Here is a 23,457-nt window from a genome sequence, read left to right as displayed (position 1 = left end):
GACGATTGGTCATCTAACCTCAAGCGCACAACGCTGCAGCGAGCCTGTACACGTTGAGCCGCATATTTTTTTCCGCTGATAACTGAGGTTTTGCCGAGCTCGTTCGTCTTAGTAATCGAGAGTGTTTAAAAAAAGCCTGAAAAGGAGTTTACGGATGTTCAATCGCCAAGGAATCACGACTCGCACCCTGCTGCGGCAAACCGCACTGGCTGCGCAGGCACAGTCGCCCGCTATGGAGGCCGAGCGCCCCGGAAACGAGCACATCCGGATGCTCCTGAAAAGCTTTGGCCTGCGCACCAGCCTGGTCAGGCTCAAGGTGCTCGATGCGCTGCTGGTCTCGAGCGAGGAAGGCCATCCCCTGGGAGTGCGCGGCGTACACAGCCAGTTGCTCAGGCTCGATGTGCCGCTATCGTTTCTGAGCGTGCGCGAGGTGCTCAAGCGTCTGTGCGACGAGGGCGTGATCCACCTCAACGACGACAAGACCTACAGTCTGCACCCTCGCGCCCGGGAATGGCTGGGAGACGTCGGTAAGGACAGCGCCCAGTAAGCACAGCCCCCTTGCCGCATCGACCATCAGCGCTTAGCGCTTGACCTTGCGACGCATGATGCCGTTGAGGATCACTACCAGCACCGCCACGCTGATCGCGATGTACTGAAAGGTCTTTTCGGTGATGGCACCGGTGTTTTGCAGATGCGACAAGCCCAGCATGATCGCCAGAACGCCGAGGGCGATCAGAATCGAGTAAATCAAACGCTGCTTGTTGGTCATAACGGCTTCCTGAATGCTCATGAGCGGGCAACTGACGCTGCCTGTTTGCGCGCATATCTTACGCCGATGCGCGACGGATGGCATCGTCACCCTCTGTCTCGCCTCACTCTCCTGCACGCCCTCTCCTGCACGTTCTATTAACGACGTTGATTATCGTCATGCCGCGATGCGCGTTGCCGTGTAAAACTCCCATGCTTTAATACCGCCCCTGCTTCAACAGTGTGTTCAATTATTACCAAGGAGTTTCACATGCCCCATGAAGGCAGCCTGCTGCAGGTCGCAGTAGTGTTTCTACTCGCCGCCGTGCTGACTGTGCCGTTGGCCAAGCGGCTGAAGCTGGGCGCGGTGATCGGCTATCTGTTCGCCGGCGTGATCATTGGCCCTTCGGTATTGGGTCTGATCGGCGATACCGAGAGCGTCAGCCATATTTCCGAACTTGGCGTAGTACTGCTGCTGTTCATCATTGGCCTGGAGCTTTCGCCCAAACGTTTATGGGTGATGCGCAAATCCGTGTTTGGCGTCGGCATGGCGCAGGTGCTACTCACCGGCCTGATCATCGGCGGGGTCGCCTTCGCTGCCTTCGGCCAGTCGCTGAACACTGCGGTCATTCTGGGCCTCGGCCTTGCCCTGTCGTCCACGGCCTTTGGCCTGCAGAGCCTGGCGGAGCGCAAACAACTGAACAGCCCGCACGGCAGGATGGCGTTCGCCATTCTGCTGTTTCAGGACATCGCGGCGATCCCGCTGATTGCGATGGTGCCATTCCTGGCCGGGGCCGATCACGCGATGGACACCGGCGAAAGCATCAACCACGGCCTGCGCGTGCTGGGCAGTATTGCCATTGTGGTGATTGGCGGACGCTATTTGCTGCGTCCGGTGTTTCGTATCGTCGCCAAGACCAAAATACAGGAAGTCTCGACCGCCACGGCCTTACTGGTGGTGATAGGCACGGCGTGGCTGATGGAACTGGTGGGGGTGTCCATGGCGCTGGGCGCGTTTCTCGCTGGCCTGTTGCTGGCCGACTCCGAGTACCGTCACGAACTGGAAGCACAGATCGAACCGTTCAAGGGATTGCTGCTGGGGCTGTTCTTTATCAGCGTCGGCATGGGCGCCAACGTCGGCCTGTTGCTCAGCTCGCCGCTGATCGTGCTGGGCCTGACGCTGCTGCTGATCGCAATCAAGCTGCCGATGCTGTTCCTGATCGGTCGCACCCTTGGCGAACTCAACAACCGCAGCGCGTTGCAGTTGGGCCTGGTACTGGCCGCAGGCGGCGAGTTTGCCTTCGTGGTGTTCAAGATCGGCAGCGCTCAGGGGCTGTTCGAGGCCGGGCTGTACGACATGCTGGTGTTGACCATCACCTTGTCGATGGCGATCACACCGTTGCTGTTCATTGCCCTGGCGCGCTGGATCAAACCCAGAATCAAGCCCGTCGAGGTGCCGGACGAGTACCGCGATATCCAGACCGACAAACCACGGGTGGTCATTGCCGGCATGGGCCGTATGGGGCAGATCGTCGCGCGTATCCTGCGCGCGCAGAAGATTCCTTTCATCGCTTTGGACACCGCCGTAGAGTCCATCGAGTTCTCACGCAGCTTCGGCAATGTCCCGGTCTTCTATGGCGACCCGCTGCGCCCGGAAATATTGCGTGCCGCCAAGGTCGATGAGGCCGAATTCTTTGTCATCGCGACCGATGATCCGGACACCAACATCAAGACTGCCGAGCTGATTCGCAAACTGTATCCGCACATGAAGATCATTGCTCGCGCACGTAACCGCCAGCATGTTCATCGGTTGATGGACCTGGGGGCTCACGCGGTTCGCGAAACGTTCTACTCAAGCCTGGAAATGAGTCGCCAGACCCTCATGGGCCTGGGCCTCAGCGAAACACAGGCCGACGCACGCATCAGTCGCTTCAAGCGTCACGACGAACAGGTGCTGGCCGCTCAGCATGAGGTGTATGACGACGACGCCAAGGTGCTGCAGACCGCCCGCGAAGCCAGGGCCGACCTCGCGCAACTGTTCGAGGCAGACCGTCTGGACGAAGAAGCCGCAAAAAGCTGATCTGCCCATACGCCGCAGGCCTGGTCTGCGGCGCAACTCAGGCGTAAGGGCTGTCCCAGTAGCGCGCGTACATGCCGAGCTTCTTCTTCACGCCGCGCGGCAAGCGCTTTTCCTGTCGGCTCAGCTTGTAGGCCAGCAGCTTCAGCGCATTGCGCACGAACGACACAGGCCACCAGAGGATTCGCCGGGGACCGAGGAATTTCAGCTCGGACTTGACGTAACGCATGCCCTCGCCGCCAATGCCGCCAAAGGTTTCGTAGATCCACGCCTCGCGGGCCTGGAACACGCCGATATCAAAGTAACGGCGAAACTCTTCGCGCAGGCTGTAATTATGGGAATGACGGCATACAGCCGAGCCTTCGTAAGCCGCTTTCCAGCCATCGATAAGCATTTTCGCGGTGACGTACATGTCCTCCGAAAGGATCACATGCTGCGGAAAACCGCCGATGGCCCGCAACGCTTCGCCTCGATAGGCCGCAAACGAGTTGGACATGAATGGCGTCTTGATACCCAGCGTACCGGCGTCGGCGAGCGTCTTGATCTGCGAGGTCGGCGGGTAATTGAACAGCCGCGCATGCTGGGCCAGCAGGTTGGCGTCCTTGTGCGGCAACTGTCGCCCGCATACCGCACCGACCTTCGAGTCGGCGAACGGCAGCAGAATGTTGGCGATGGCATTGATGTCTTCAACGTACGCATCCTGGGTCATGAAGACATACACATCATAGTCAGGATGCAGATCGACCATCATCTGCCGGGTACCGCCGTGGTTGAAATCCTTGCTGTCGATGCGCAGCACATTGGCACATCGGGCTTGCGCCAGCTCCAGCGTGCCATCCGAGGAACTGGAGTCCACGATCAGCGTATCGAAGCTGGCAGTCTGCGCAGCCAGTGAATCCAGCAGACGTTCCAGATCCTTGCGTCCGTTGTAGGTCGGGATCACACAAGCCACTCTCAATGGCGCCATAACAATACTCCAGGGCGAAGTCCGGTTGCCCACTGTGTCAGCGTTGTTGAGCGTAGCTCATGCGTACCCGCCCCACCATTCGAATGCACTCAGCCCAGCACTTCACTCAACGGGATGAAGTTGACCCAGTCGCCTTCGGCAACGGTCGAGCCTTCGCGCACTTCAATCAGACCATCGGCCCACGCAGCGCTGCGCAGGACTCCCGAACTCTGATTGCGATACGCCACCGCCCGGCCCTGCTCCAGACGGCCGCGCAGGTACTCGCGACGATTGCCAGGACGCGTCCAGACAAACCCGGCCGGCACCGGAAACTGCAAGGGAGCGACGTCGATCACGCCCTGGCGACGCAGCAGGTAAGCCCTGGCCAGCAAGGCGAAGGTAACCAGCGTAGAGGCTGGATTGCCAGGCAGACCGATCACTGGCACACCCCGAAAATGCCCGAAGGTCAGCGGCTTGCCAGGCTTGATGGCCAGCTTCCAGAGCGTCAGCTCGCCCTCCTCACGCAATGCGTGGCCGAGGAAATCAGCTTCGCCCACGGACACTCCGCCCGTGGAGAGAATCAGATCGACACCCTGCAGATTCGCCAGCGCAGCACGCGTCTTTTCCAGATCGTCCGGCAGGATGCCGGCATCCACGACCTCGCATTGAAGCCGCTTCAGCCAGCTGCACAGCAACACCCGGTTGCTGTTATAGATCTGCCCCGGCCCCAACGACTGACCGGGCTCAATCAACTCATCGCCCGTAGACAGCACCGCGACCCGCACGCGGCGAATGACATCCAACTCGGCGAGGCCCAGCGAGGCCGCCAGACCCAATTCGATCGGACCCAGACGCGTGCCGGCGGCCAGCACAGTATCTCCGACCCGGGTTTCCTGGCCTTGCGGACGAATATTCTGCCCGGCGCCCAGCGGTTCGTTGAACCGCACACGCTGATCCGCCAGCACCTCAGCGTTTTCCTGCATCTCGACGCAGTCAGCGCCTTCGGGCATCGGCGCGCCAGTGAAGATACGCGCGCAGGTGCCAGGGGCCAGAGGCTCGGGGGCCTGACCGGCGAAGATACGCTGACTGACCGTCAACGGCTCGCCGTGCCAGTCCGCCGCGCGCAAGGCATAACCGTCCATGGCGCTGTTCGGCCAGGGCGGCAGATCCAGCGTGGAGACCAGATCCACTGCCAGTACGCGGCCTTCGGCATCGGCCAGCGAGACGCATTGGCGCTCGGTGATCGGCGTGGCTTCGGCCATTTTCAACAGACGCGCAATGGCGTCTTCAACAGGCAGCAGTGTTTTCGGCTCGTTGCTCATGAGCACTCAACCACGAGTCGCACAGGGCTCGGCCTGCTTGAGGTGAGGCACAAAGTTGCAGGGACGGAAACGCGAGTCCAGCTGCTGGGCAAGAATGCCGTCCCATGCCGTGCGCACCGCATTGGTGGACCCTGGCAGGCAGCAGACCAGCGTGCCATTGGACAGGCCGGCCAGCGCGCGGGACTGAATGGTGGACGTGCCGATATCCGGCACCGAGATCTGCCGGAACAGCTCGCCAAAACCATCGACTTGCTTGTCCAGCAGGCAGGCTACGGCTTCAGGTGTGCTGTCGCGGCCGGTAAAGCCGGTGCCACCGGTGATCAGCACGACCTGCACCTGATCGTCGGCAATCCAGGTCGCTACCTGAGCGCGGATCTTGTACAGGTCATCCTTGAGCAGCACGCGCTCGATCAGACCATGGCCTGCGTCGGTCAGGCGGTCGACAAACATCTGCCCCGAGGTATCGGTTTCACGTGTGCGGGTATCGCTGACGGTCAGTACGGCGATATTAAGGGGTACGAAAGGTGTGTCAGCCTTGGCTTTCATGGCCTCATCCAGTTGTTAAGAAAACAGGCGGGTGTTATATCACAGCCCTCCTTTTGACTGCCCGAAGAGTGTTCGATGAATGTTCCTGCCCCACTGCCGCCCTGCTCGATTCTGCTGCTGGCCGGAGGCCGGGGACAGCGCATGGGCGGGCGCGACAAGGGCCTGATCGAATGGCAGGGCACCCCGCTTATCGAACATCTGCATCGTCTGACCCGGCCGCTGACCGACGATCTGATCATTTCCTGCAACCGCAATATCGATCGCTATGCGCGTTACGCCGATAGACTGGTGCAGGACGACGATACCGATTTCAACGGCCCTCTGGCCGGGATTCGCGCCGCACTGCCCCTGGCGCGGCATCGATGGTTGCTGATCCTGCCCTGCGACGCACCTTTGGTCGATGAAGCGTTGCTGCACGCATTGCGTGAAAAAGCCTCTGAATACTCGGAGCGACCGATAATGGTGCGTGAAGGTCAGCACTGGCAGCCGCTTTTAGGTATGATCCCTGTCGCTCACGCCGCAACGCTGGAAGCCGCATGGCAGGCCGGCGAACGCAGTCCGAGACGGGCTCTGGAACCGCTGCAGCCAGTCGCTCTGCAACTGGAAGCCGGTGATCCACGCCTGGCCAACCTGAACACCCCCTGTCTGTTGACCGGGATCAGTGAAAACCGCAACAAGTGACTGGTCATTGAAGTTGCTGCGGGTGTATACGGAACTTGCTGACGGTGTATCCGTCTGAGAGTTCAGCAAATCAAGAATCCATCTGGAGACACAGTAATGAAACAACGGACCCTCCCCGCTGCCTTCCTGCTTGCACTGAGCATTGCCTCCCTCGCCGGCTGCGCATCGCCCACTGTGATCACCTTGAACGATGGTCGTGAAATTCAGGCTGTCGACACGCCGAAGTACGATGAAGAATCCGGCTTCTACGAGTTCAAGCAACTCGACGGCAAGCAGACCCGCATCAACAAGGATCAGGTACGTACCGTCAAGGATCTGTGATCCGGATGTCGCGTTACTGATTTGAAAAAACCCGCCGAGTGCGGGTTTTTTTTGCCTGTCATTTCACTGCCCCTGTACTACCAGTCGAGCTGCAACAGGCTCTCGAAGTGGCGCGGCTCGCCATTGATGGGATCGATGAAGCGCAAGCTGCTGGCCAGCAGCTTCAAGGGATGCCGATAGTCGTCCACCGGGTCTTTCACCACGTCCGGGTAAAAAGGGTCGTTGCAGATGGCAGCGCCCAGCGCAGCCATGTGCACGCGCAACTGATGCTTTTTGCCGGTCACCGGATAAAGCCCGTAACGCCACAATTTATCCTGCCGTTCGAGCACCTCGATCTGCGTACGGGTGTTGCTCGCGCCGACGCCTTCCTGCATGCGAAAGAACGGTTCACCCTCGACCAGACGACTCTCGTGCAGACGCGGAAATATCAGTTCCGGCAGCGCCGGTGCAATGGCCTGGTAAAACTTGTCGATGCGCCGGGTGGGAAACAATGCCTGATAAGCCGAGCGCGTCTGCCGGTTGGCGGAAAACAGCACCAGCCCTGCGGTGTGCCGGTCGATGCGGTGCAGCGGCACCAGATCAGGGTTGTCCAGGCGATGGATCAAGCGCCGCAGCAAGGTTTGCTCGACATACTCGCCTGCGGGTGTCACCGGGAGGAAGTGCGGCTTGTCAGCCACCACCAGATGCTCGTCGGCGTAGAGGATCGTTTCAACCACAGGGATCGGCGTTTCGTTGGCAACCTCACGAAAGTAGTGAACCCGCAGCCCTTCCCGATACGCCAGATCAGGCGCGATGGCCTTGCCGTTTTCGTCCAGCACCCGGCCGCGGGCAAACCGATCCAGCCATTGTTCGCGGCTGATGGCCGGGAATTTCGCGCACAGGCAATCGAGCACCGTGGCCCACGAGCCCGGTGGCAGATACAACGTACTGGCTTGCTGCTGTGCGGCGTTGAAGACGGACTCGGACATGCGGGAACTCGGACTCGTGTAAGCCTGAAGCGGCTGGCGGTGGATTATCACTGATTAGTGCGATCACCGCACAACATCGCTGCGTGGTAATCGACTCCTGCCTGCGGCACTATTAACCATCTGGTACATTCCGTTTAACACCTGTCGCCAATCGGGCAGTGACACAAAAACAAGAGACGTATTTATGACTCATGCTGAAAAACCCTCCATCCTCGCCGGCCTCATCGGCTCGGGCATCCAGGCCTCGCGAACGCCCGCCATGCATGAGCATGAAGGCGATGCGCAAGGCATGCGCTATCTGTATCGGCTGATCGACATCGATGCCCTGCAAGTGGACATCCACGCCCTGCCCCAGCTTCTGGAAGGCGCCCAACAGTGCGGCTTCACCGGCCTGAATATCACCTTCCCGTGCAAGCAGGCGGTCATCCCGTTACTGGATGAGCTGTCCGATGAAGCGCGCGGTATCGGCGCGGTGAATACGGTGGTGTTCAAGGACGGCAAGCGCATCGGTCACAATACCGACTGCCTGGGATTCGCCGAAGGTTTCCAGCGCGGCCTGGACAAGGCACCACGCCAACAGGTGGTGCAGATGGGTGCAGGCGGCGCGGGCGCTGCCGTGGCTCATGCGCTGCTGAGCGCGGGCGTCGAGCGCCTCAGCGTGTTCGAAGTCGAGCCGCAACGCGCCCAAGGGCTGGTGGACAACCTCAACCAGCACTTCGGTGCCGGGCGCGCTCAGGTGGGCATCGACCTGCCTGCGGCGATGGCCGAAGCCGACGGACTGGTCAATACCACGCCGGTCGGCATGACCAAACTGCCAGGCACGCCGTTGCCGGTCGGGTTGCTGCGGCCCGAGCTGTGGGTGGCGGAAATCATTTACTTTCCGCTGGAAACCGAGCTGCTCAAGCATGCCCGCGCATTGGGCTGCCGAACGCTGGATGGCAGTACCATGGCGGTGTTTCAGGCAGTCAAGGCCTTTGAACTGTTCAGTGGCCAGTCCGCCGATGCAGAGCGGATGATGGCGCACTTCCACACGTTGTAAACATCAGCGTTTGAGATAACGCAACACAGCGTCGCAGATCATTGCCTTGTGACGCTGTTTGACCTCCTCGCTCCACAACTCGATCTGAAAGATCTCGCTGAAGGTATGGCGATTGGAGATCCGGTAGAAGCAGAACGAGCTGATCATCAGGTGCAGGTCCACCGGATGAACACCGTCACGAAACAGGCCGCTGGCTTCGCCACGACGCAGGATGCCGTCGAGCGCCCTGATGATGTTCTGGCTCTTGGCCTGAATCGATTCGGACTGTTTGACGTTCTCGCCGTTATGGATGTTTTCGATACACACGATACGGACGAAATCGACATTGCTGTCGTGGTGATCGAAGGTGAACTCGACCACACGATGAATCGCTTCCACCGGCTCGAGTTCGGACAGATTGAGCTGGCTCTCGGTGTTGCGAATCGCGCCGTAGAGTTTTTCCAGCACTTCGACGTACAGTTGCTCTTTGCTGCCGAAGTAGTAATAGATCATCCGTTTCGAGGTTTTGGTGCGTTCGGCAATGGCATCGACGCGCGCTCCCGACAGGCCATGGGCGACAAACTCGGCAACGGCGGCCTGCAGTATGTCTTCGCGGGTCTTTTCCGGATTGTTCTTGCGCCCTTTCGACGCAACGGCAACGGAGTCGTCAGTTGTTTTCATTGTTGGCTCATGACCACGAGTGATGCGCGGAGTATGAAGCCGACCGGCAACCGAGGGAAGCTGCGAGGGCATCGAACCCTCGCAGCAGCCCTGCAATCGGATTCGCCTTACAGACGCGCCTGACGTGCTGCCACATTGCGCGCCTTGGCCATCGCAGCCAGACGCACCGGGACGTTGGCAGCGCCGTACCCTACGTAGCCGTTCTTGCGCTGCAGGATTTCGAAAAAGAAGCGCCCGTCGAACGCATCGGTGTAGACGTGGAACAACTCGCCACCCTGCGCATCGCGGTCATAGAGCACGTTGTAGTACGCCAGTTCGCTGAGAAATTCCTCGTCGAAATCGAAGCGCGCCGCCAGGTCATCGTAGTAATTGAGCGGGATGTCCAGCAAGGGTACGCCCGCTTCCTTGGCACGGCTCACTTCGGCGAAGATGTCTTCACATGAGAACGCGATGTGGTGCACGCCCGAGCCACGATAGCTCGACAGCGCATGGGAAATGGCCGTATTGCGATTCTCGGAAATATTCAGCGGCAGGCGCACGGTGCTGCAACGGCTGCGCAGTGCACGGCTCTTGACCAGACCGTAGGGGTCGGGCAAGACCACTTCGTCGTCAGCCTCGAAGTCCAGAATGCTTTTGTAGAACAGCACCCAGCTGTCCAGGCTGTCGGCCGGCAGCGCCATGGCCATGTGGTCGATACGCTGCAACCCGCCCTTGGCGACTGCTTGCGGATCGACGACAAAATCGCTGTCGTAAATCGATTCTCCCGGTGCGGCGTTATCCACCAGATAAATCAGGCTGCCGTCGGGCGCACGGACCGAAGGAATCTCCCGTTCGTTGGGGCCGACCAAGCCACGATAGGGCTGGCCCTTGAAGGCCCGCGCACGCTCCAGCGACTGATGACCGTCGTCGACACGCAAGGCGGTCGCGCACAACGAAGGGCCGTGCGCCTCGAAGAAGCTGTGGGCGAAGGAATAGGGTTCGGCATTGAGCACAATCCTGATATCGCCCTGCCCCAGCAGACTGACCGCCTTGGAGCGATGCTGACCCAGCTTGGCAAAGCCCAGCCGTTGCAGCCAGCCCGACAGGCGAGCGCCATGGCTCTCGTCAACGGCAAACTCGAGAAACTCGACGCCATTGTAGGTACTGGCAGCGGGTGGATTGAAGAGGATTTCGGGAGCGGCGGCCGGCTCGTCACGCGCCATCAGCTGGCGGGTTTTCTCTTCCAGATAGAGCAGCGAACGCAGACCGTCCGCGGCATTGGCGCGTGTCGGCGCTGCACGGAAGCCGTCGTTGAACACTTCCAGCGACAACGGCCCGGTGTAGCCACTGCGCAGGATCGGCGCGAGGAAGCCGGCCAGATCGAATTCACCCTGGCCCGGGAAGCAGCGGAAATGACGGCTCCATTCCAGTACATCCATCGCCAGAAGCGGCGCGTCGGCCATCTGCACGAAGAAGATCTTGTCGCCCGGGATCTGCGCGATGGCGCTCGGATCGCCCTTCAGCGACAGGGTATGGAAACTGTCGAGCAGCACGCCAAGCGCCGGGTGGTCAACCTGACGCACCAGGTTCCAGACCTGTTGCCAGGTGTTCACGTGCTTGCCCCAGGCCAGCGCTTCATAACCGACGCGCAGGTTACGGGCGCCGGCGCGCTCGGCGAGCAGGCCCAGATCATCGAGCAGAATGTTTTCGTCGCCCACCGAATCGGCAGACGCATTGCTGCAGACCAGCACCAGATCGGTGCCCAGTTCCTGCATCAGATCGAATTTGCGTTCGGCACGGTCGATATTGCGCTGCAGACGGTCACGGCGGCAGCCTTCGAAATCGCGGAACGGCTGGAACAGGGTGATGGCGATGCCCAGGTCGGCACACATCTGCCTGATATTGCGTGGGCTGCCGTCGTAGTACAACAAGTCGTTTTCGAAAATCTCGACGCCGTCAAAGCCGGCTGCGGCGATGGCTTCGAGCTTTTCGGGCAGAGTACCGCTCAAGGATACGGTAGCAATTGAACGCTGCATGCTTTTCAGCTCCTGGATGAACGCGACCTGCTTGGGTCGCGACTGGACAGCACCGCATTCCTGGCCTTTCCCGGCCTTATTCAGAGGTGCGAGTAAAGTATTTGCCTGTGAAAATACTACAGCAACATAAAGTGTACGAACCGGTTAGTTTTACGTTCGATTATCGAACAAAAGCCGTTTTACTCAATTGACGCTGTATCTCGCAATGCTCAACATCAGCATCACATTGCAGGATAGACCCGCAGTCCAACATTTTTGATCGTCGCTTCATCAGCAGCAACCCATAACAATTCAAAAAACAGGAACATTGCTCATGTGCACCCTTCTCGCTTTGCTCGCCCGCTCGCCCATCCGTCTTACCAGACGTCCTGTTCGACGAACCCGCCCGGCCAAAAGCCCGGCCTGGGTACACGTCGCCTGAAACATTCCAACACACTTACGCGGCCCAACCTGTAAATTGTCGGCCCGACGGATCGTTTCGAGGACAGCCTGAGTCTACAGGCCAGTCGAATCACGGTTCTACGACTTCACTTTACCTGCACAACGCCTGCATCGAGTGGACTTCTCAGTCCGACTGTTGCCAGCAGCACAGTCCTGGAACGGATGGTTAGAACATCATGCTTAACACCCAGACCACCCCTGTCGCCCAGGCCGCCCGTGCCGGGATGGGCGAAAAGATCCGCGGCGCACTCGCCGTGGGCAAGACTCGCTGGGGCATGCTCGCCCTGGTGTTCTTCGCCACTACGCTGAACTACATCGACCGGGCCGCGCTCGGCGTCATGCAGCCCATCCTCGCCAAGGAAATGAGCTGGACGGCGATGGACTACGCCAACATCAACTTCTGGTTTCAGGTCGGCTACGCGGTCGGCTTCGTGCTGCAGGGTCGCTTCATCGACAAGGTCGGCGTCAAGCGCGCGTTCTTCCTCGCGGTGCTGCTGTGGAGCCTGGCGACTGGCGCGCACGGCCTTGCCACTTCCGCCGTCGGCTTCATGGTCTGCCGCTTCATTCTGGGCCTGACCGAAGCCGCCAACTACCCGGCCTGTGTGAAGACCACGCGGCTGTGGTTCCCTGCCGGTGAGCGTGCGGTGGCCACCGGTATCTTCAACGCCGGCACCAATGTCGGCGCCATGCTGACCCCTGCCCTGTTGCCGGTGATCCTGACTGTCTGGGGCTGGCAGGCCGCCTTCGTGGCAATGGGTTCGCTGGGGCTGCTCTGGGTCATCACCTGGCGCTTGAAATACTACAACCCTGAAGATCACCCGACCGTCAGCAAGACCGAACTGGATTACATCAATCAGGAAGTAGAACCGGCGCCGGTCAAGGTGCCGTTCACCGGCATTCTGAAGATGCGTGGCACATGGGCGTTCGCGCTGGCGTATGCGATTACAGCTCCGGTTTTCTGGTTCTACCTGTACTGGCTGCCGCCGTTCCTCAATCAGCAATACAACCTGGGGATCAGCGTGACGCAGATGGGCATCCCGCTGATTCTGATCTGGCTGACGGCTGACTTCGGCAGTGTGGGTGGCGGCATTCTGTCGTCCTGGCTGATTGGTCGTGGCATGCGTGCGACGACTGCGCGCCTGTTGTCGATGCTGATCTTTGCCATCACGATCTGCAGCGTGGTGTTCGCTGCCAATGCCAGCGGGCTATGGGTGGCGGTACTGGCCATCTCGCTTGCCGTAGGTGCGCATCAGGCCTGGACCGCGAATATCTGGAGCCTGGTGATGGACTACACGCCCAAGCACATGATGAGTACCGTGTTCGGCTTCGGCGGCATGTGTGCGGCCATTGGTGGTATGTTCATGACCCAGATTGTCGGTGCCGTGTTGACCGCCACCAACAACAATTACAACGTGCTGTTCACCATGATCCCGGCGATGTACTTCATCGCGTTGATCTGGCTGTACTTCATGGCACCTCGCAAGGTTCCGACGCTCAGCGAGTGATCGTCTGACACCATCAAAAAGGTCCGGCTCACTCAGTGACCGGGCCTTTTTACTATTGTGCCCACGCTTTGCGCAGAGTGACGAAAAGTGCTCTCCCGGACGCCGCTCGTTCCTCACGCTCCGCGTGGGAATGCAGTTCTTGACGCTCCGCGTCACACGGCGATTCTGTGGTTTCAGGTGGATTGGGGTTCGACTCAGGTCACCTTTGTTATCCCAGATGCCGCTCGTTCCTCACGCTCCGCGTGGGAATGCAGTTCTTGACGCTCCGCGTCACAAAGCGGTTCTGTGGTTTCAGGTAGATTAGGGTTCGACTCAGGTCACCTTTTCGCCCCTCGGCGACCTATTTGATGGGGCCAAAGTAGGCAAATCCCCTCGCGCCTGTTTCCGGCCCGACTTCGTCGGGTTCCTTCGCCCTGTCACTAAGGTCGCACTCTGCGTCGTCAGTGCCACCGCGATAAAAAAGCGCTTTATCTATGTAAAGTGATTGCGCGCAAGACACTACGTTGTGCTGCGGTACAGATGTGACGCAGAGCGTCACGAACTGCATGCCAACGCAGAGCATTGGCACGATAGTCAGTTAGATTTGTGTATTCGTGCGTGGGAACAGCTCATCACCCACCCTTGCGCCGCTGTTGCCAAGCCGCCGCCAGGCCGCTGAGGCAGATGATGGCGATGCCTGCCTGTGCGGTCGGTGATGGCATGTGGTCGAACACCACGAAACCCAGCAGCCCGGCAAACACGATCTGGCAATAGCTGAACGGTGCGAGCATGGCCGGGGCGGCGAAGCGGAAGGCCTGGGTCAGCAGCAAATGCGCCGACATCCCGCACGCGCCGAGCGCCAGCAGAAACGGCAAGTGCTTGAGCGCCGGCACTTCCCAGAAGAACGGCACCAGTGCACTCATCAACAGGGTATTGAACAACCCCGCGAAAAAGTTGCTGGTGGTCGGACTGTCAAACGGGCTGACCAGCCGCGTCAGGAGTTGATACAGCGCAAAGCACAAGGCTGACGACAGGGGCAACAGAATCGCCGGGGTAAACAGCTCGCCCCCCGGATGAATGATGATCATCACCCCGACAAACCCGACGACCACTGCTATCCACTGCCCACGCGTGACACGCTCATGCAACAGCGGCACCGATAACGCGGTAACGAGCAACGGCGCAAGAAAGTTGACCGCCGTCGCCTCTGCCTGCGGGATGAACATCAGGCTGCTGGTAAACAGCAGACTGGTGCCCAGCAAGGCCAGGGCGCGCAAGACCTGCAGGCCAGGACGCTTGGTGCGCAACACCCGCAACCCCGCTGACGGCATGAAGATGCAGGCCATCAACAGCGTATGCACCAGATAGCGTGCCCAGACCACCAGAATGATCGGATAGAAGCCGGACAGGTATTTGGACAGCGTGTCATGACTGGCAAACAGAAAGGTCGCCAGAAGAATGAAGCCAATACCTTTGAGAGGTTGATTGACGCCGGACAACGGCGTGCTGGCAGTGCTCATTGCGCTTCCTTGTTCAAGTTTCAGCAGCCTGACAGCGTGGCCGAAAGCGCCAGCGCCCGCTGCTCATATCGACAGACCCGTGAGCATCGCACACCCGTTTGCAGCGCTTCGCAGAAAATGTTCGAACCGGTTCATTAACGTTCGATAATCGCCCAGAACAGCTGTTTCACAATTGCACAGCGCTTTCCGGCATTTCACTATCGCAGCCAGCTACACGACTCAATAACTACAAAAAAGGTCTGCTCCATGCGCGTGAATTCCCCCTGCAAAATCCTTTGCGGCCTGTCAGCGGCCGTCGCTGCAAGCCTGACGCCCATCAGCGGCAACAGCGCCGGATTCGTCGAAGACGCCAAGGTCAATCTGAACCTACGCAACTTCTACATCAACCGCAACTTCGTCGACCCGGCCAACGCACAGAACTACGCCGAGGAGTGGACGCAGAACTTCATCCTCGACGCACGCTCCGGCTTCACCCAGGGCACCGTCGGCTTCGGTGTCGACGCGCTGGGCCTCTACTCGCTCAAGCTCGACGGCGGCAAGGGTACCGGCGGCACGCAATTGCTGCCCATCCATAGCGATGGGCGCCCGGCCGACGACTTCGGGCGACTGGCCGTGGCCGGCAAGGCGCGCTTCTCGAAGACCGAATTGAAAGTCGGCGAGTGGATGCCTGTGCTGCCGATCCTGCGCTCGGATGACGGCCGCTCGCTGCCACAAACCTTTCAGGGCGGGCAGATCACCTCCAAGGAGATCGACGGCCTGAGCCTCTACGGTGGTCAGTTCCGTGGCAACAGCCCGCGCAACGACGCGAGCATGGAAGACATGTCCCTGAATGGCCGTACCGCGTTCACTTCCGACCGCTTCAACTTTGGCGGCGGCGAGTACGTGTTCAACGAAAAGCGCACCCAGGTCGGCGTGTGGTACGCCGAGCTTGAAGATATCTACCACCAGCAATATTTCAACCTGCTGCACAGTCAGCCGTTGGGCAGCTGGACGCTGGGGGCCAACCTTGGCTACTTCCAGGGCAAGGACGACGGTCAGTCGCTGGCCGGCGAGCTGGACAACAAGACCTGGTCAGCGCTGCTTTCGGCACGGCACGGTGGCAACACATTTTATGTGGGCCTGCAGAAAGTCAGCGGCGACAGCGCCTGGATGCGCGTCAACGGTACCAGTGGCGGGACGTTGGCCAACGACAGTTACAACTCCAGCTTCGACAACGCCAGGGAAAAATCCTGGCAGTTGCGCCACGACTATGACTTCGCAGCCTTGGGCGTGCCCGGCCTGACCCTCATGAACCGCTACATCAGCGGCGACAACGTGCATACCGGCGCCATCACCGACGGCGAAGAGTGGGCACGGGAAACCGAGCTGGCCTACGTGTTCCAGAGCGGCGCGTTCAAAAGCCTGTCAGTCAAATGGCGCAACTCCACCATGCGCCGCGACTACAACACCAACCAGTTTGACGAAAACCGCCTGATCGTCAGCTACCCGTTGTCGCTGCTCTGATCCAGACAGAACGCCGCCGTGGCCGATGGCGCGGCGGCGTTCTCGATCACACCCTCAATTGTCCTGCAACGACTCCACGCCCATTTCATCCCACACCGCTTCAGCGAGGTGGAACGTTGCATTGGCCGCCGGAATGCCGCAGTAGATCGCGCTCTGCATCAGCACTTCCTTGATTTCCTCACGGGTCACGCCATTGTTTTTCGCGGCCTTGAGGTGCAGGCGCAATTCGCCTTCTCGATTCATGCCGATCAGCATCGCAATGGTAATCAGACTGCGCGTGTGGCGTGGCAGCCCCGGACGGGTCCAGATATCACCCCAGGCGTGACGGGTGATCATCTCCTGGAATTCTTCATTGAACGGCGTCAGTTTGCTCAGGCTGTTATCGACATGCGCATCGCCCAGCACCGCACGGCGCACCCGCATGCCAGCTTCGTAACGTTCGTCTTCGGTCATCGGGAAATCCTTGTGTGTGCAGCCACGGCACGCTCGACCCAATGGCGAGCCTGGCCAAGGTAATGGGCCGGATCGAGCAGTCGATCCAGCTCGTCGGAAGAAAACTGCTCGCTGATCTGCGGGGTTTCGCCGAGCACCTGACGCAAATGGGCGCCCTGCTCCACCGCACGCCGGCAGCACTGTTCAACCAGATGGTGGGCAGCATCGCGGCCGATGCGCTGAGCCAGGGCAATGCTCACTGCCTCGGCGAGAACCAGGCCTTTGGTGGATTGCAGATTGATCGCCATACGCTCGGCATCGACCTGCAGGCCGGGTATCACCTGCAACGCCTGCTGCAGCGAACCGGAAACCAGGCAGCACAGCTCCGGCAAGGTCTCCCACTCGGCATGCCACAGGCCCAGACTGCGCTCGTGCTCCTGCGGCATGGCGGCCAGCATCGTGGCGACCAGCCCCGGTGCGCGGGTGGCGGTGCTGATCATGACCGCAGCACCGACCGGGTTGCGTTTGTGCGGCATGGTCGAAGATCCGCCCTTACCCGGTGCCGAAGGCTCGAAGACCTCGCCCACTTCGGTCTGCATCAGCAGGCTCACGTCGCGCCCCAGTTTGCCGAGGCTGCCGGCGATCAGGCCCAGCAGACCGGCAAACTCTACCAGTCGGTCACGCTGGGTGTGCCAGGGCTGCTCGGGCAACGCCAGTTGCAATTCACCGGCCAGCGCTTCGGCCACCGAAAACGCCTGATCGCCCAGCGCCGCGAGGCTGCCGGAAGCACCGCCGAACTGCAGGCACAGCAGGCGTGGTTTGATCTCGTTCAAGCGCTGTCGATGACGAGTGACCGCGCCCAGCCAGCCGGCGATTTTCATCCCCAGGGTGACCGGCGTGGCCTGTTGCAACCAGGTGCGTCCAGCCAGCGGCGTGCCAGCATGACGCTGTGCCTGCTCAGCCATCGCATCGGCCAGTCGAGCAAGATCATGCTCAAGCAGTACGATGGCTCGACGCAGTTGCAGGATCAGACCGCTGTCCATCACATCCTGACTGGTCGCGCCCATGTGCACGTAGCGCTCGGCTTCAGCGCTGCGTGCGGCAATCTGTTTGCCCAGCGCCTTGACCAGCGGAATCGCCGAATTGCCGGCGCTGCCGATGGCCATTGCCAGCGCGTCGAAATCGAACAGCCGTGCGTCGCAGCTCAGCTCGATGTCAGCGACCACCTCGGGCGGGATCAGGCCTACTCGTGCCTGTGCCCGAGCCAGTGCAGCCTCGAAATCGAGCATGCCCTGCACCCGGCCTTCATCCGAAAAGATCTCGCGCATTTCGGGTTGCATGAAGTAGGCATCGAAAAGTTGATTGCTCGCTCTGTTCACATCACCACTCCAGATTGAAAGGTTTCAGGTAGCGTCCGAATGACTGACCCAGCCCTTGATCAGCACCGCTATCGCGGCAAGCGCCGCCGGAACCACCAGCGCGGTCAGCACCTGCTCGAACGTCCAGCCCAGGCCCAGCAGCGTGGCACCGGCCCAGGCGCCGAGAATCGCGCCGAAGCGGCCGATCCCGAGCATCCACGACACGCCCGTGGCACGCCCCTGGGTGGGATAGAAACGCGCTGCCAGTGACGGCATTGCCGACTGTGCGCCGTTGATGCACATACCGGCCAGCAGCACCAATGTCGCCAACAGTGCGACGTTACCCAGACTCTGCCCGACCAGCCAGGCAAATACCCCGGCCAGCGCGTAGGCACAACCAATGACCTTGTGCGGGTTGTAACGATCCATCGCCCAGCCCACGCCTACAGCGCTCAACACCCCGCCGAACTGAAACAGCGCGCCGATGAAGGCCGACTGTTCCATGCTCGCGCCGCTGTCGCGCATCAGCGTCGGCAGCCAGCTGGTCAGCAGGTAAACGATGACCAGGCCCATGAAATAGGTCAGCCACAGCAACAGGGTGCCTGCGCTGTACGTGCCGGAAAAAATCACTTTCAGCACATTGCGGCTGCTCACCGTTTTCTGCTCGGGAACGCTGAAGTCAGTGATGCCAGCCAGCGCCTTCGGCGCAATCGGTGCCAGCACTTTGCGAATCCGCTCCGCACCGCGATTGCGTACCACCAGAAACCGCGCCGACTCCGGCAGCCAGACCATCAGCACCGCCGCCAGCAGGATGGGCAGGATACCGCCCAGCATCAACAGGCTGTGCCAGCCCATGCTGGGGATCAGCTTGGCTGAGACAAAACCGCCGCAGGCCATGCCCAGATTGAAACCGCAGAACATGCTCGTCACCAACAACGACTTGAGCCGCTCCGGGGTGTATTCCGACAGCAACGTAGTGGCATTGGGCATCGCTGCGCCAAGCCCCAGCCCGGTCAACAGGCGCAGCACCAGCAATTGATCGATGTTGCTGCTATAGGCTGAGGCCAGGCTGAAAAGACCGAACAGCAGCACCGCGACCACCAGCACCACCTTGCGCCCGAAACGGTCGGCCAGCGGGCCGGAGCCCAGCGCGCCGAACACCATGCCGATCAGCGCGGCACTCATCACCGGCCCCAGACTGGCCCGATCGATTCCCCAATCCTGGCTGAGCGCGGGTGCAATGAAGCCCATTGCGGCAGTATCGAGGCCGTCGAGAAACACGATCAGAAAACACAGCGCAACCACTCGCCACTGATAGCCGGACAGCGGTTGCGCATTGATGAAAGCCTGAACGTCGAGCGTACTCGACGCAGGGCTGCTGGCGGAAAGCGTCATGAAGGTGTCCTTTTATTTTTATAGGGTCGCCTGCCGATGCAGGCGCCTTGAAACGCACGCACATTGATTTCTGAATCGACAAGCGATTCAGAAATCGAAAAACACTGTCTCGCCTTCACCCTGCACACGGATATCAAAACGATAGGCCGTCTGCCCCTCGTGCGTGCAACGGCGCGCCACCAGGGTTTCGCGACGCGGGGGCTGCTCGATCAGATTGAGCACCGGGTCCTGCGCATTCGCCTGGGCTTCGTCGTCGAAATACAGCCGCGTCTGCAGATGAATATTGATGCCACGGGCAAACAGCGAGACATTGATGTGCGCCGCCATCGGCACACCCGCCGCATTGCGCGCCGAGCCTGGCTTGATGGTCTTGAGGATCCATTGACCATCGTCCGCGGTAGCCGTGCGACCAAAGCCGTTGAACGGCCTGTCCGGGTCGAATTCGCTGTGATACGCGCCCTGATGATCCGCCTGCCAGAATTCCAGGTAGGCATCACGGATCAGATGACCGTTGCCGTCGAAGACGTTGCCCAGCAACACGATATGCTCGCCGGGCGCCTCGGGCCTGGCCATCTCGTTCCAGATTTCCAGTTCGCGGGTCGGGTTGCCGGCCACCTGTGGTGCAAGACCGATGTGGACGTAAGGGCCAGCGGTTTGCGAAGGGGTTTCCTGCAGCAATTGAACGGGCATGTCGGGCCTCCTCAGCAATTTTCGAAGTGAGTCTTGCGCTGACCGCGCAACACGATATCAAAGCGGTACGCCAGGCAATCCATCGGATTGCCCATGCCCAGGTCGAGTCTGGCAATCAGGCTCTGCACGGCGTCCGGATTGGCGATGGCCTTGACGATCGGGCAGATCGGAATAAGCGGATCGCCTTCGAAATACAACTGGGTAATCAGGCGTGTGGCAATCGACGGCCCGCTGATCGACACGTGAATGTGCGCCGGGCGCCAGTCGTTGGGACCGTTGCGCCACGGGTAAGGCCCTGGCTTTACGGTACGGAAGCTGTAATTGCCTTCGCTGTCGGTCAGTGCACGTCCGACGCCGCCGAAATTGGGATCGATGGGCGCCAGATAGGCATCGCGCTTGTGGCGATAACGCCCACCGGCGTTGGCCTGCCAGATCTCCACCAACGTGTGCGGAATCGGCTTTCCGTACTGATCGCAGACCCGCCCGGCCAGCAGGATACGCTCGCCGATGGGCAGACCGCCGTTGTTGAAATTGAGCAGCAGATCGTTATCGTGCTGACCGAATTTCAAATGCGAGAAATCCGGGCCGGTGGTTTCGGAAATGGACTGCGGGATACTGACCAGCGCCTGACGCGGCGAGCGCAGGATTGAGGTCTTGTAATCAGGGGTGAGAGCTTTTGGATGCCAGTTTCGGTCACGAATGACGAAGCGGCTGTTGTCCGCGGCAGACATGGCGTTCTCCTCGTTTTTCTTATGGGGCGCGCAGGCGTGGGTCACATGCGCTACAGGCTGCGGCGAAGTGTCGCGCGATCCATGCTTATAGAGAACTGAAATAAACCCCATGATCCATAACCAATTGGTTATGGATGCTAGACGTTGCGATAGGCCTCTCCAAGGCTCCGCAGTTCGTCCACGCACCACTGCGCTGCGCGCGTGAGTGGCAAGGCCGGGTTGCTGCACAAACCGACCGAGCCGCCCGGTTCACGAATACCCATGTCCAGCTCCACCAGCGTGCCGCCTTTCAACTCCAGCGACACGGCATCCAGTGGCGCGATCCACACCGCATCGCTGCATTGCACATAGCGGCGGCTGAGGGTGAGCGAGAGGGTTTCAAGGCGTTGACGCGGCATGCGGATACCGCACTGCACGAACAGGCTGTCGGCAAACTTGCGGATGGTGGTGCCTGCCAGCGGCAATACCAGCGGGAATTGCTCCAGACTTTCGGGCTTGAGCGGCGCAGCCAGCAACGGGTGATCGCTGCGCACCACCAGCGTCATCGACTCGTTGTACAGGTGCTCGAACGTCAGGCCCTGAATCTGCGGGCTGTCTGTCATGCGCCCGACCACCAGATCCAGCTCCCCTACCCTCAATTGCGACAGCAGATACGCGCTGGGCCCGGTCATCACGCTGACGATCAGCGCCGGGTGCCGCTGGTGCAGGCGATGAACGACCTCAGGCACCAGCAGGCTTTCGGCCGTCGACAGTACACCCAGTCGTGCAGTGACGGTGTCATGCTCACCCGAGCGCAGGCTGCTGACGCCCTCGCGCAGGGCCTGCACGCTGGGCCCGGCAAACCGCATGAACGCCACGCCGGCTTCGGTGAGTGCCGCGCCGCTCTTGCTGCGCACGAATAACGTGGTGTCGAGCAGGGTTTCCAGCTCTTTGAGACTTTTCGACAGCGCAGGCTGACTGATCGCCAGAACGTCGGAAGCACGCGCCAGACTGCCCTGCCGGGCCACTTCGAGAAAGCAGACCAGATGGCGAAATTTGATGCGTGTATCGATATTCACTGCGCGTCGTGTCCGGTAAATGAAAGGGAATGCAGCTCAACGACAAGGCAGCTCAGCGACTCAGAAACGACGCCACTTGAGGCGCGTCAAATGGCCAGTCCAGCTCGTCGCCGGTGTCGATCCGACGCAACACAGGAACGCGCAACTCATAGCGTTCATGCAGTTGCTCATCCTCGCAGATGTCGACCAACTCAACCAGCAGGCCGTGCTCAATGGCAAACGGCAGTAAAACTGCTTCGGCAACCTCGCACAGCGGGCATCCCAGGGTGCTGAACAGCTGGCATTCGGGGGTCATGAGTCGATCCTCGGCGAATCCTCGGTAAGCGGAAATTATTCTAGGCGCGCACCGGGATCACGTCGACACCCGGAAATGCGCCTTGCTGAACGCATTGGCGCGGTCCAGCACCGGTTTCTCGAAACAGCGGTAACCGACCCAGCCATAGCACAGCGCCGCAGCCATCATCAGCAGCGCGAAAAACAGGTTGTCCAGGTAGCTTTCGGGCCAGGCCCCCACCAGACTCCAGACCCTGCCGATCACCCCCAGCACCAGCAGATGAGAAAGATAGATCGTGTAGGACATATCGCCCACGGCAACCAGAAACACCGGCACCACCAGCTGTCGGCGCCGTTCGAGCAAGGCCAGCGTCACCACCAGTACGCCGAACGTGCCGCCGACCATGAGCATGCGCAGCAGCCCCTGACTTTCGTACAACCGGTAATAGCCGATCAGGGGCACCGCCGCCAACAACGCGACACCGAGCAGCAACCAGACCGCAGCCGTCGGCACGCGGGCACTGTGGCGACCGTAAAAGAACAAGGCCAGCGCGGCACCCAGCATGAATTCGAGGGCATAGGGATGCAGGACGATCTTCACTGCCGAGGAATAGTCCTGCCAGTCTGCCAGCGTATTGAACACCACGATGATCATGCCCCAAACACCGAGCAGAAACGGCAGACTGCGCTCGCGAAACAGCAGGAAGCCCGAGAACACCACGTAGAACCACAGCTCGAACAGCAGCGACCAGGCCACCATCACCAGCAGCACCTTGTCGTTGGGCAACAGCAGGAACGACATGATCAGATTGGACGAGCCATGCCCGCTGTTGACCATGCCCGGCTGCACCAGATAAACCGCCAGGGTGATGAAAAAGTACAACCAGTAGGTGGGATAGATCCGCGAGACCCGATTGAACAGAAAGCGCTGAGCCTCGACTCCGCTCTGAAAACGGCCACGGCTGACAATCACCATGACGAATCCGCTGATGACGAAAAACAGATCGACGCCCAACTGAAAAAAATCGAGCCAGGGCGGCAAAAGGATATCGCCACCGGAAAACTTGCTCTCCACCGACATCATGTGAAACAACACAACGCCAAGGACCGCTACGCCCCTGAGCCCCTGCAGGGAATACAGCCGCTCCATGCCTCTCTCCATTCAACGGATGTCGCGCGCGCCAGGCCATCCCGTGGTCACGCGTGTGGAGCATAGCCAATGGCCAGAAATACGGAACCCCAATCTTCCA

Annotated in this window: 23 protein-coding genes; 7 read left to right on the top strand and 16 right to left on the bottom strand. The window is 60.3% G+C overall.

All coding sequences use genetic code 11. The annotated features are described in order from the left end of the window. Nucleotides 1-154: 154 nt before the first annotated feature. Nucleotides 155-547 (top strand): hypothetical protein, encoded by a 393-nt coding sequence (locus tag PI739_RS05775; RefSeq protein ID WP_003433011.1) that lies wholly within the window; start codon nt 155-157, stop codon nt 545-547. A gap of 33 nt (nt 548-580) precedes the next feature. Here PI739_RS05775 and PI739_RS05770 read toward each other — a convergent pair whose 3' ends face one another. Further along, complete coding sequence (locus PI739_RS05770; RefSeq protein ID WP_003366968.1) at nt 581-769, bottom strand: hypothetical protein; 189 nt, start codon at nt 767-769, stop codon at nt 581-583. Between the two features lie 249 nt (nt 770-1,018). Here PI739_RS05770 and PI739_RS05765 point away from each other — a divergent pair, with 249 nt between their 5' ends. After that, complete coding sequence (locus PI739_RS05765) at nt 1,019-2,827, top strand: monovalent cation:proton antiporter-2 (CPA2) family protein (protein WP_058397558.1); 1,809 nt, start codon at nt 1,019-1,021, stop codon at nt 2,825-2,827. A gap of 37 nt (nt 2,828-2,864) precedes the next feature. On the opposite strand, the gene PI739_RS05760 is transcribed toward PI739_RS05765, so the two are convergent. The 3 genes from PI739_RS05760 to moaB all read right to left on the bottom strand — a co-directional run bounded on the left by PI739_RS05760 (nt 2,865) and on the right by moaB (nt 5,638). Beyond that, entirely contained in the window at nt 2,865-3,791 is a 927-nt protein-coding gene (locus tag PI739_RS05760) for a glycosyltransferase family 2 protein (RefSeq protein ID WP_003366963.1), read from the bottom strand. 89 nt (nt 3,792-3,880) lie between these two features. After that, nucleotides 3,881-5,092 (bottom strand): molybdopterin molybdotransferase MoeA, encoded by a 1,212-nt coding sequence (locus PI739_RS05755; RefSeq protein ID WP_271351553.1) that lies wholly within the window; start codon nt 5,090-5,092, stop codon nt 3,881-3,883. A gap of 6 nt (nt 5,093-5,098) precedes the next feature. After that, complete coding sequence (moaB, locus tag PI739_RS05750; protein ID WP_002553131.1) at nt 5,099-5,638, bottom strand: molybdenum cofactor biosynthesis protein B; 540 nt, start codon at nt 5,636-5,638, stop codon at nt 5,099-5,101. 75 nt (nt 5,639-5,713) lie between these two features. Here moaB and mobA point away from each other — a divergent pair, with 75 nt between their 5' ends. Both mobA and PI739_RS05740 read left to right on the top strand, forming a co-directional pair. Then, nucleotides 5,714-6,319 (top strand): molybdenum cofactor guanylyltransferase MobA, encoded by a 606-nt coding sequence (gene mobA, locus PI739_RS05745; RefSeq protein WP_271351551.1) that lies wholly within the window; start codon nt 5,714-5,716, stop codon nt 6,317-6,319. 96 nt (nt 6,320-6,415) lie between these two features. Next, nucleotides 6,416-6,640 carry a YgdI/YgdR family lipoprotein gene (locus tag PI739_RS05740; protein WP_002553129.1) on the top strand — a complete coding sequence of 75 codons (225 nt, stop codon included), beginning with the start codon at nt 6,416-6,418 and terminating at the stop codon, nt 6,638-6,640. Nucleotides 6,641-6,717: 77 nt separating this feature from the next. Here PI739_RS05740 and PI739_RS05735 read toward each other — a convergent pair whose 3' ends face one another. Next, nucleotides 6,718-7,608: a pseudouridine synthase gene (locus PI739_RS05735; RefSeq protein ID WP_065350061.1), complete on the bottom strand. Its 891-nt coding sequence runs from the start codon at nt 7,606-7,608 to the stop codon at nt 6,718-6,720. Between the two features lie 184 nt (nt 7,609-7,792). Here PI739_RS05735 and PI739_RS05730 point away from each other — a divergent pair, with 184 nt between their 5' ends. Beyond that, nucleotides 7,793-8,647, top strand: coding sequence for a shikimate dehydrogenase (locus PI739_RS05730; protein ID WP_271351550.1), 855 nt, complete (start codon nt 7,793-7,795; stop codon nt 8,645-8,647). 3 nt (nt 8,648-8,650) lie between these two features. Here PI739_RS05730 and PI739_RS05725 read toward each other — a convergent pair whose 3' ends face one another. Together PI739_RS05725 and quiC are read right to left on the bottom strand one after the other, a co-directional pair. Further along, a complete protein-coding gene (locus tag PI739_RS05725; RefSeq protein WP_003416207.1) occupies nt 8,651-9,307 on the bottom strand; it encodes a TetR/AcrR family transcriptional regulator in 657 nt (218 codons plus the stop codon). Nucleotides 9,308-9,414: 107 nt separating this feature from the next. Beyond that, nucleotides 9,415-11,322, bottom strand: coding sequence for a 3-dehydroshikimate dehydratase QuiC (gene quiC, locus PI739_RS05720; protein WP_003433018.1), 1,908 nt, complete (start codon nt 11,320-11,322; stop codon nt 9,415-9,417). A gap of 617 nt (nt 11,323-11,939) precedes the next feature. Here quiC and PI739_RS05715 point away from each other — a divergent pair. After that, a complete protein-coding gene (locus tag PI739_RS05715) occupies nt 11,940-13,268 on the top strand; it encodes an MFS transporter (protein ID WP_003366954.1) in 1,329 nt (442 codons plus the stop codon). A gap of 611 nt (nt 13,269-13,879) precedes the next feature. Here PI739_RS05715 and PI739_RS05710 read toward each other — a convergent pair. Continuing rightward, nucleotides 13,880-14,767: a DMT family transporter gene (locus PI739_RS05710; RefSeq protein ID WP_054081863.1), complete on the bottom strand. Its 888-nt coding sequence runs from the start codon at nt 14,765-14,767 to the stop codon at nt 13,880-13,882. A 246-nt stretch (nt 14,768-15,013) separates the two neighbouring features. Here PI739_RS05710 and PI739_RS05705 point away from each other — a divergent pair, with 246 nt between their 5' ends. Beyond that, nucleotides 15,014-16,270, top strand: a complete 1,257-nt coding sequence (locus PI739_RS05705; RefSeq protein ID WP_248688293.1) for an OprD family porin — start codon at nt 15,014-15,016, stop codon at nt 16,268-16,270. A gap of 54 nt (nt 16,271-16,324) precedes the next feature. On the opposite strand, the gene pcaC is transcribed toward PI739_RS05705, so the two are convergent. From pcaC to PI739_RS05665, 8 genes are all read right to left on the bottom strand, one after another. Next, on the bottom strand, nt 16,325-16,723 hold the full coding sequence (gene pcaC / locus PI739_RS05700; protein ID WP_122240849.1) for a 4-carboxymuconolactone decarboxylase: 399 nt from the start codon (nt 16,721-16,723) through the stop codon (nt 16,325-16,327). Beyond that, a complete protein-coding gene (locus PI739_RS05695; protein ID WP_122240850.1) occupies nt 16,720-18,081 on the bottom strand; it encodes a 3-carboxy-cis,cis-muconate cycloisomerase in 1,362 nt (453 codons plus the stop codon). Before PI739_RS05695 ends, pcaC begins: the two co-directional genes overlap by 4 nt. A 24-nt stretch (nt 18,082-18,105) precedes the next feature. Further along, nucleotides 18,106-19,455, bottom strand: a complete 1,350-nt coding sequence (locus PI739_RS05690) for a 4-hydroxybenzoate transporter PcaK (RefSeq protein ID WP_044308284.1) — start codon at nt 19,453-19,455, stop codon at nt 18,106-18,108. 87 nt (nt 19,456-19,542) lie between these two features. Continuing rightward, on the bottom strand, nt 19,543-20,145 hold the full coding sequence (pcaG, locus tag PI739_RS05685; protein WP_003366941.1) for a protocatechuate 3,4-dioxygenase subunit alpha: 603 nt from the start codon (nt 20,143-20,145) through the stop codon (nt 19,543-19,545). Nucleotides 20,146-20,156: 11 nt separating this feature from the next. Further along, nucleotides 20,157-20,876: a protocatechuate 3,4-dioxygenase subunit beta gene (gene pcaH / locus PI739_RS05680; protein ID WP_003366939.1), complete on the bottom strand. Its 720-nt coding sequence runs from the start codon at nt 20,874-20,876 to the stop codon at nt 20,157-20,159. Between the two features lie 137 nt (nt 20,877-21,013). After that, entirely contained in the window at nt 21,014-21,934 is a 921-nt protein-coding gene (gene pcaQ / locus PI739_RS05675) for a pca operon transcription factor PcaQ (RefSeq protein ID WP_003366937.1), read from the bottom strand. A gap of 52 nt (nt 21,935-21,986) precedes the next feature. Beyond that, complete coding sequence (locus tag PI739_RS05670; protein WP_003433025.1) at nt 21,987-22,229, bottom strand: glutaredoxin family protein; 243 nt, start codon at nt 22,227-22,229, stop codon at nt 21,987-21,989. A 57-nt stretch (nt 22,230-22,286) separates the two neighbouring features. Further along, on the bottom strand, nt 22,287-23,357 hold the full coding sequence (locus tag PI739_RS05665) for an acyltransferase family protein (protein ID WP_044308281.1): 1,071 nt from the start codon (nt 23,355-23,357) through the stop codon (nt 22,287-22,289). Between the last annotated feature and the right edge of the window lie 100 nt (nt 23,358-23,457).

Origin of the sequence: Pseudomonas cerasi (assembly GCF_027983475.1) — a bacterium.
Classification (GTDB): domain Bacteria; phylum Pseudomonadota; class Gammaproteobacteria; order Pseudomonadales; family Pseudomonadaceae; genus Aquipseudomonas; species Aquipseudomonas cerasi.
This window is presented reverse-complemented; position numbering and strand designations above follow the sequence as displayed.

Excerpts from the sequence above, each read along its gene's own strand:
- PI739_RS05775 (WP_003433011.1), top strand. The coding sequence starts at position 155 with ATGTTCAATCGCCAAGGAATCACGACTCGCACCCTGCTGCGGCAAACC.
- PI739_RS05770 (WP_003366968.1), bottom strand. The coding sequence starts at position 769 with ATGACCAACAAGCAGCGTTTGATTTACTCGATTCTGATCGCCCTCGGC.
- PI739_RS05765 (WP_058397558.1), top strand. The coding sequence starts at position 1,019 with ATGCCCCATGAAGGCAGCCTGCTGCAGGTCGCAGTAGTGTTTCTACTC.
- PI739_RS05760 (WP_003366963.1), bottom strand. The coding sequence starts at position 3,791 with ATGGCGCCATTGAGAGTGGCTTGTGTGATCCCGACCTACAACGGACGC.
- PI739_RS05755 (WP_271351553.1), bottom strand. The coding sequence starts at position 5,092 with ATGAGCAACGAGCCGAAAACACTGCTGCCTGTTGAAGACGCCATTGCG.
- moaB (WP_002553131.1), bottom strand. The coding sequence starts at position 5,638 with ATGAAAGCCAAGGCTGACACACCTTTCGTACCCCTTAATATCGCCGTA.
- mobA (WP_271351551.1), top strand. The coding sequence starts at position 5,714 with ATGAATGTTCCTGCCCCACTGCCGCCCTGCTCGATTCTGCTGCTGGCC.
- PI739_RS05740 (WP_002553129.1), top strand. The coding sequence starts at position 6,416 with ATGAAACAACGGACCCTCCCCGCTGCCTTCCTGCTTGCACTGAGCATT.
- PI739_RS05735 (WP_065350061.1), bottom strand. The coding sequence starts at position 7,608 with ATGTCCGAGTCCGTCTTCAACGCCGCACAGCAGCAAGCCAGTACGTTG.
- PI739_RS05730 (WP_271351550.1), top strand. The coding sequence starts at position 7,793 with ATGACTCATGCTGAAAAACCCTCCATCCTCGCCGGCCTCATCGGCTCG.
- PI739_RS05725 (WP_003416207.1), bottom strand. The coding sequence starts at position 9,307 with ATGAAAACAACTGACGACTCCGTTGCCGTTGCGTCGAAAGGGCGCAAG.
- quiC (WP_003433018.1), bottom strand. The coding sequence starts at position 11,322 with ATGCAGCGTTCAATTGCTACCGTATCCTTGAGCGGTACTCTGCCCGAA.
- PI739_RS05715 (WP_003366954.1), top strand. The coding sequence starts at position 11,940 with ATGCTTAACACCCAGACCACCCCTGTCGCCCAGGCCGCCCGTGCCGGG.
- PI739_RS05710 (WP_054081863.1), bottom strand. The coding sequence starts at position 14,767 with ATGAGCACTGCCAGCACGCCGTTGTCCGGCGTCAATCAACCTCTCAAA.
- PI739_RS05705 (WP_248688293.1), top strand. The coding sequence starts at position 15,014 with ATGCGCGTGAATTCCCCCTGCAAAATCCTTTGCGGCCTGTCAGCGGCC.
- pcaC (WP_122240849.1), bottom strand. The coding sequence starts at position 16,723 with ATGACCGAAGACGAACGTTACGAAGCTGGCATGCGGGTGCGCCGTGCG.
- PI739_RS05690 (WP_044308284.1), bottom strand. The coding sequence starts at position 19,455 with ATGACGCTTTCCGCCAGCAGCCCTGCGTCGAGTACGCTCGACGTTCAG.
- pcaG (WP_003366941.1), bottom strand. The coding sequence starts at position 20,145 with ATGCCCGTTCAATTGCTGCAGGAAACCCCTTCGCAAACCGCTGGCCCT.
- pcaH (WP_003366939.1), bottom strand. The coding sequence starts at position 20,876 with ATGTCTGCCGCGGACAACAGCCGCTTCGTCATTCGTGACCGAAACTGG.
- PI739_RS05670 (WP_003433025.1), bottom strand. The coding sequence starts at position 22,229 with ATGACCCCCGAATGCCAGCTGTTCAGCACCCTGGGATGCCCGCTGTGC.
- PI739_RS05665 (WP_044308281.1), bottom strand. The coding sequence starts at position 23,357 with ATGGAGCGGCTGTATTCCCTGCAGGGGCTCAGGGGCGTAGCGGTCCTT.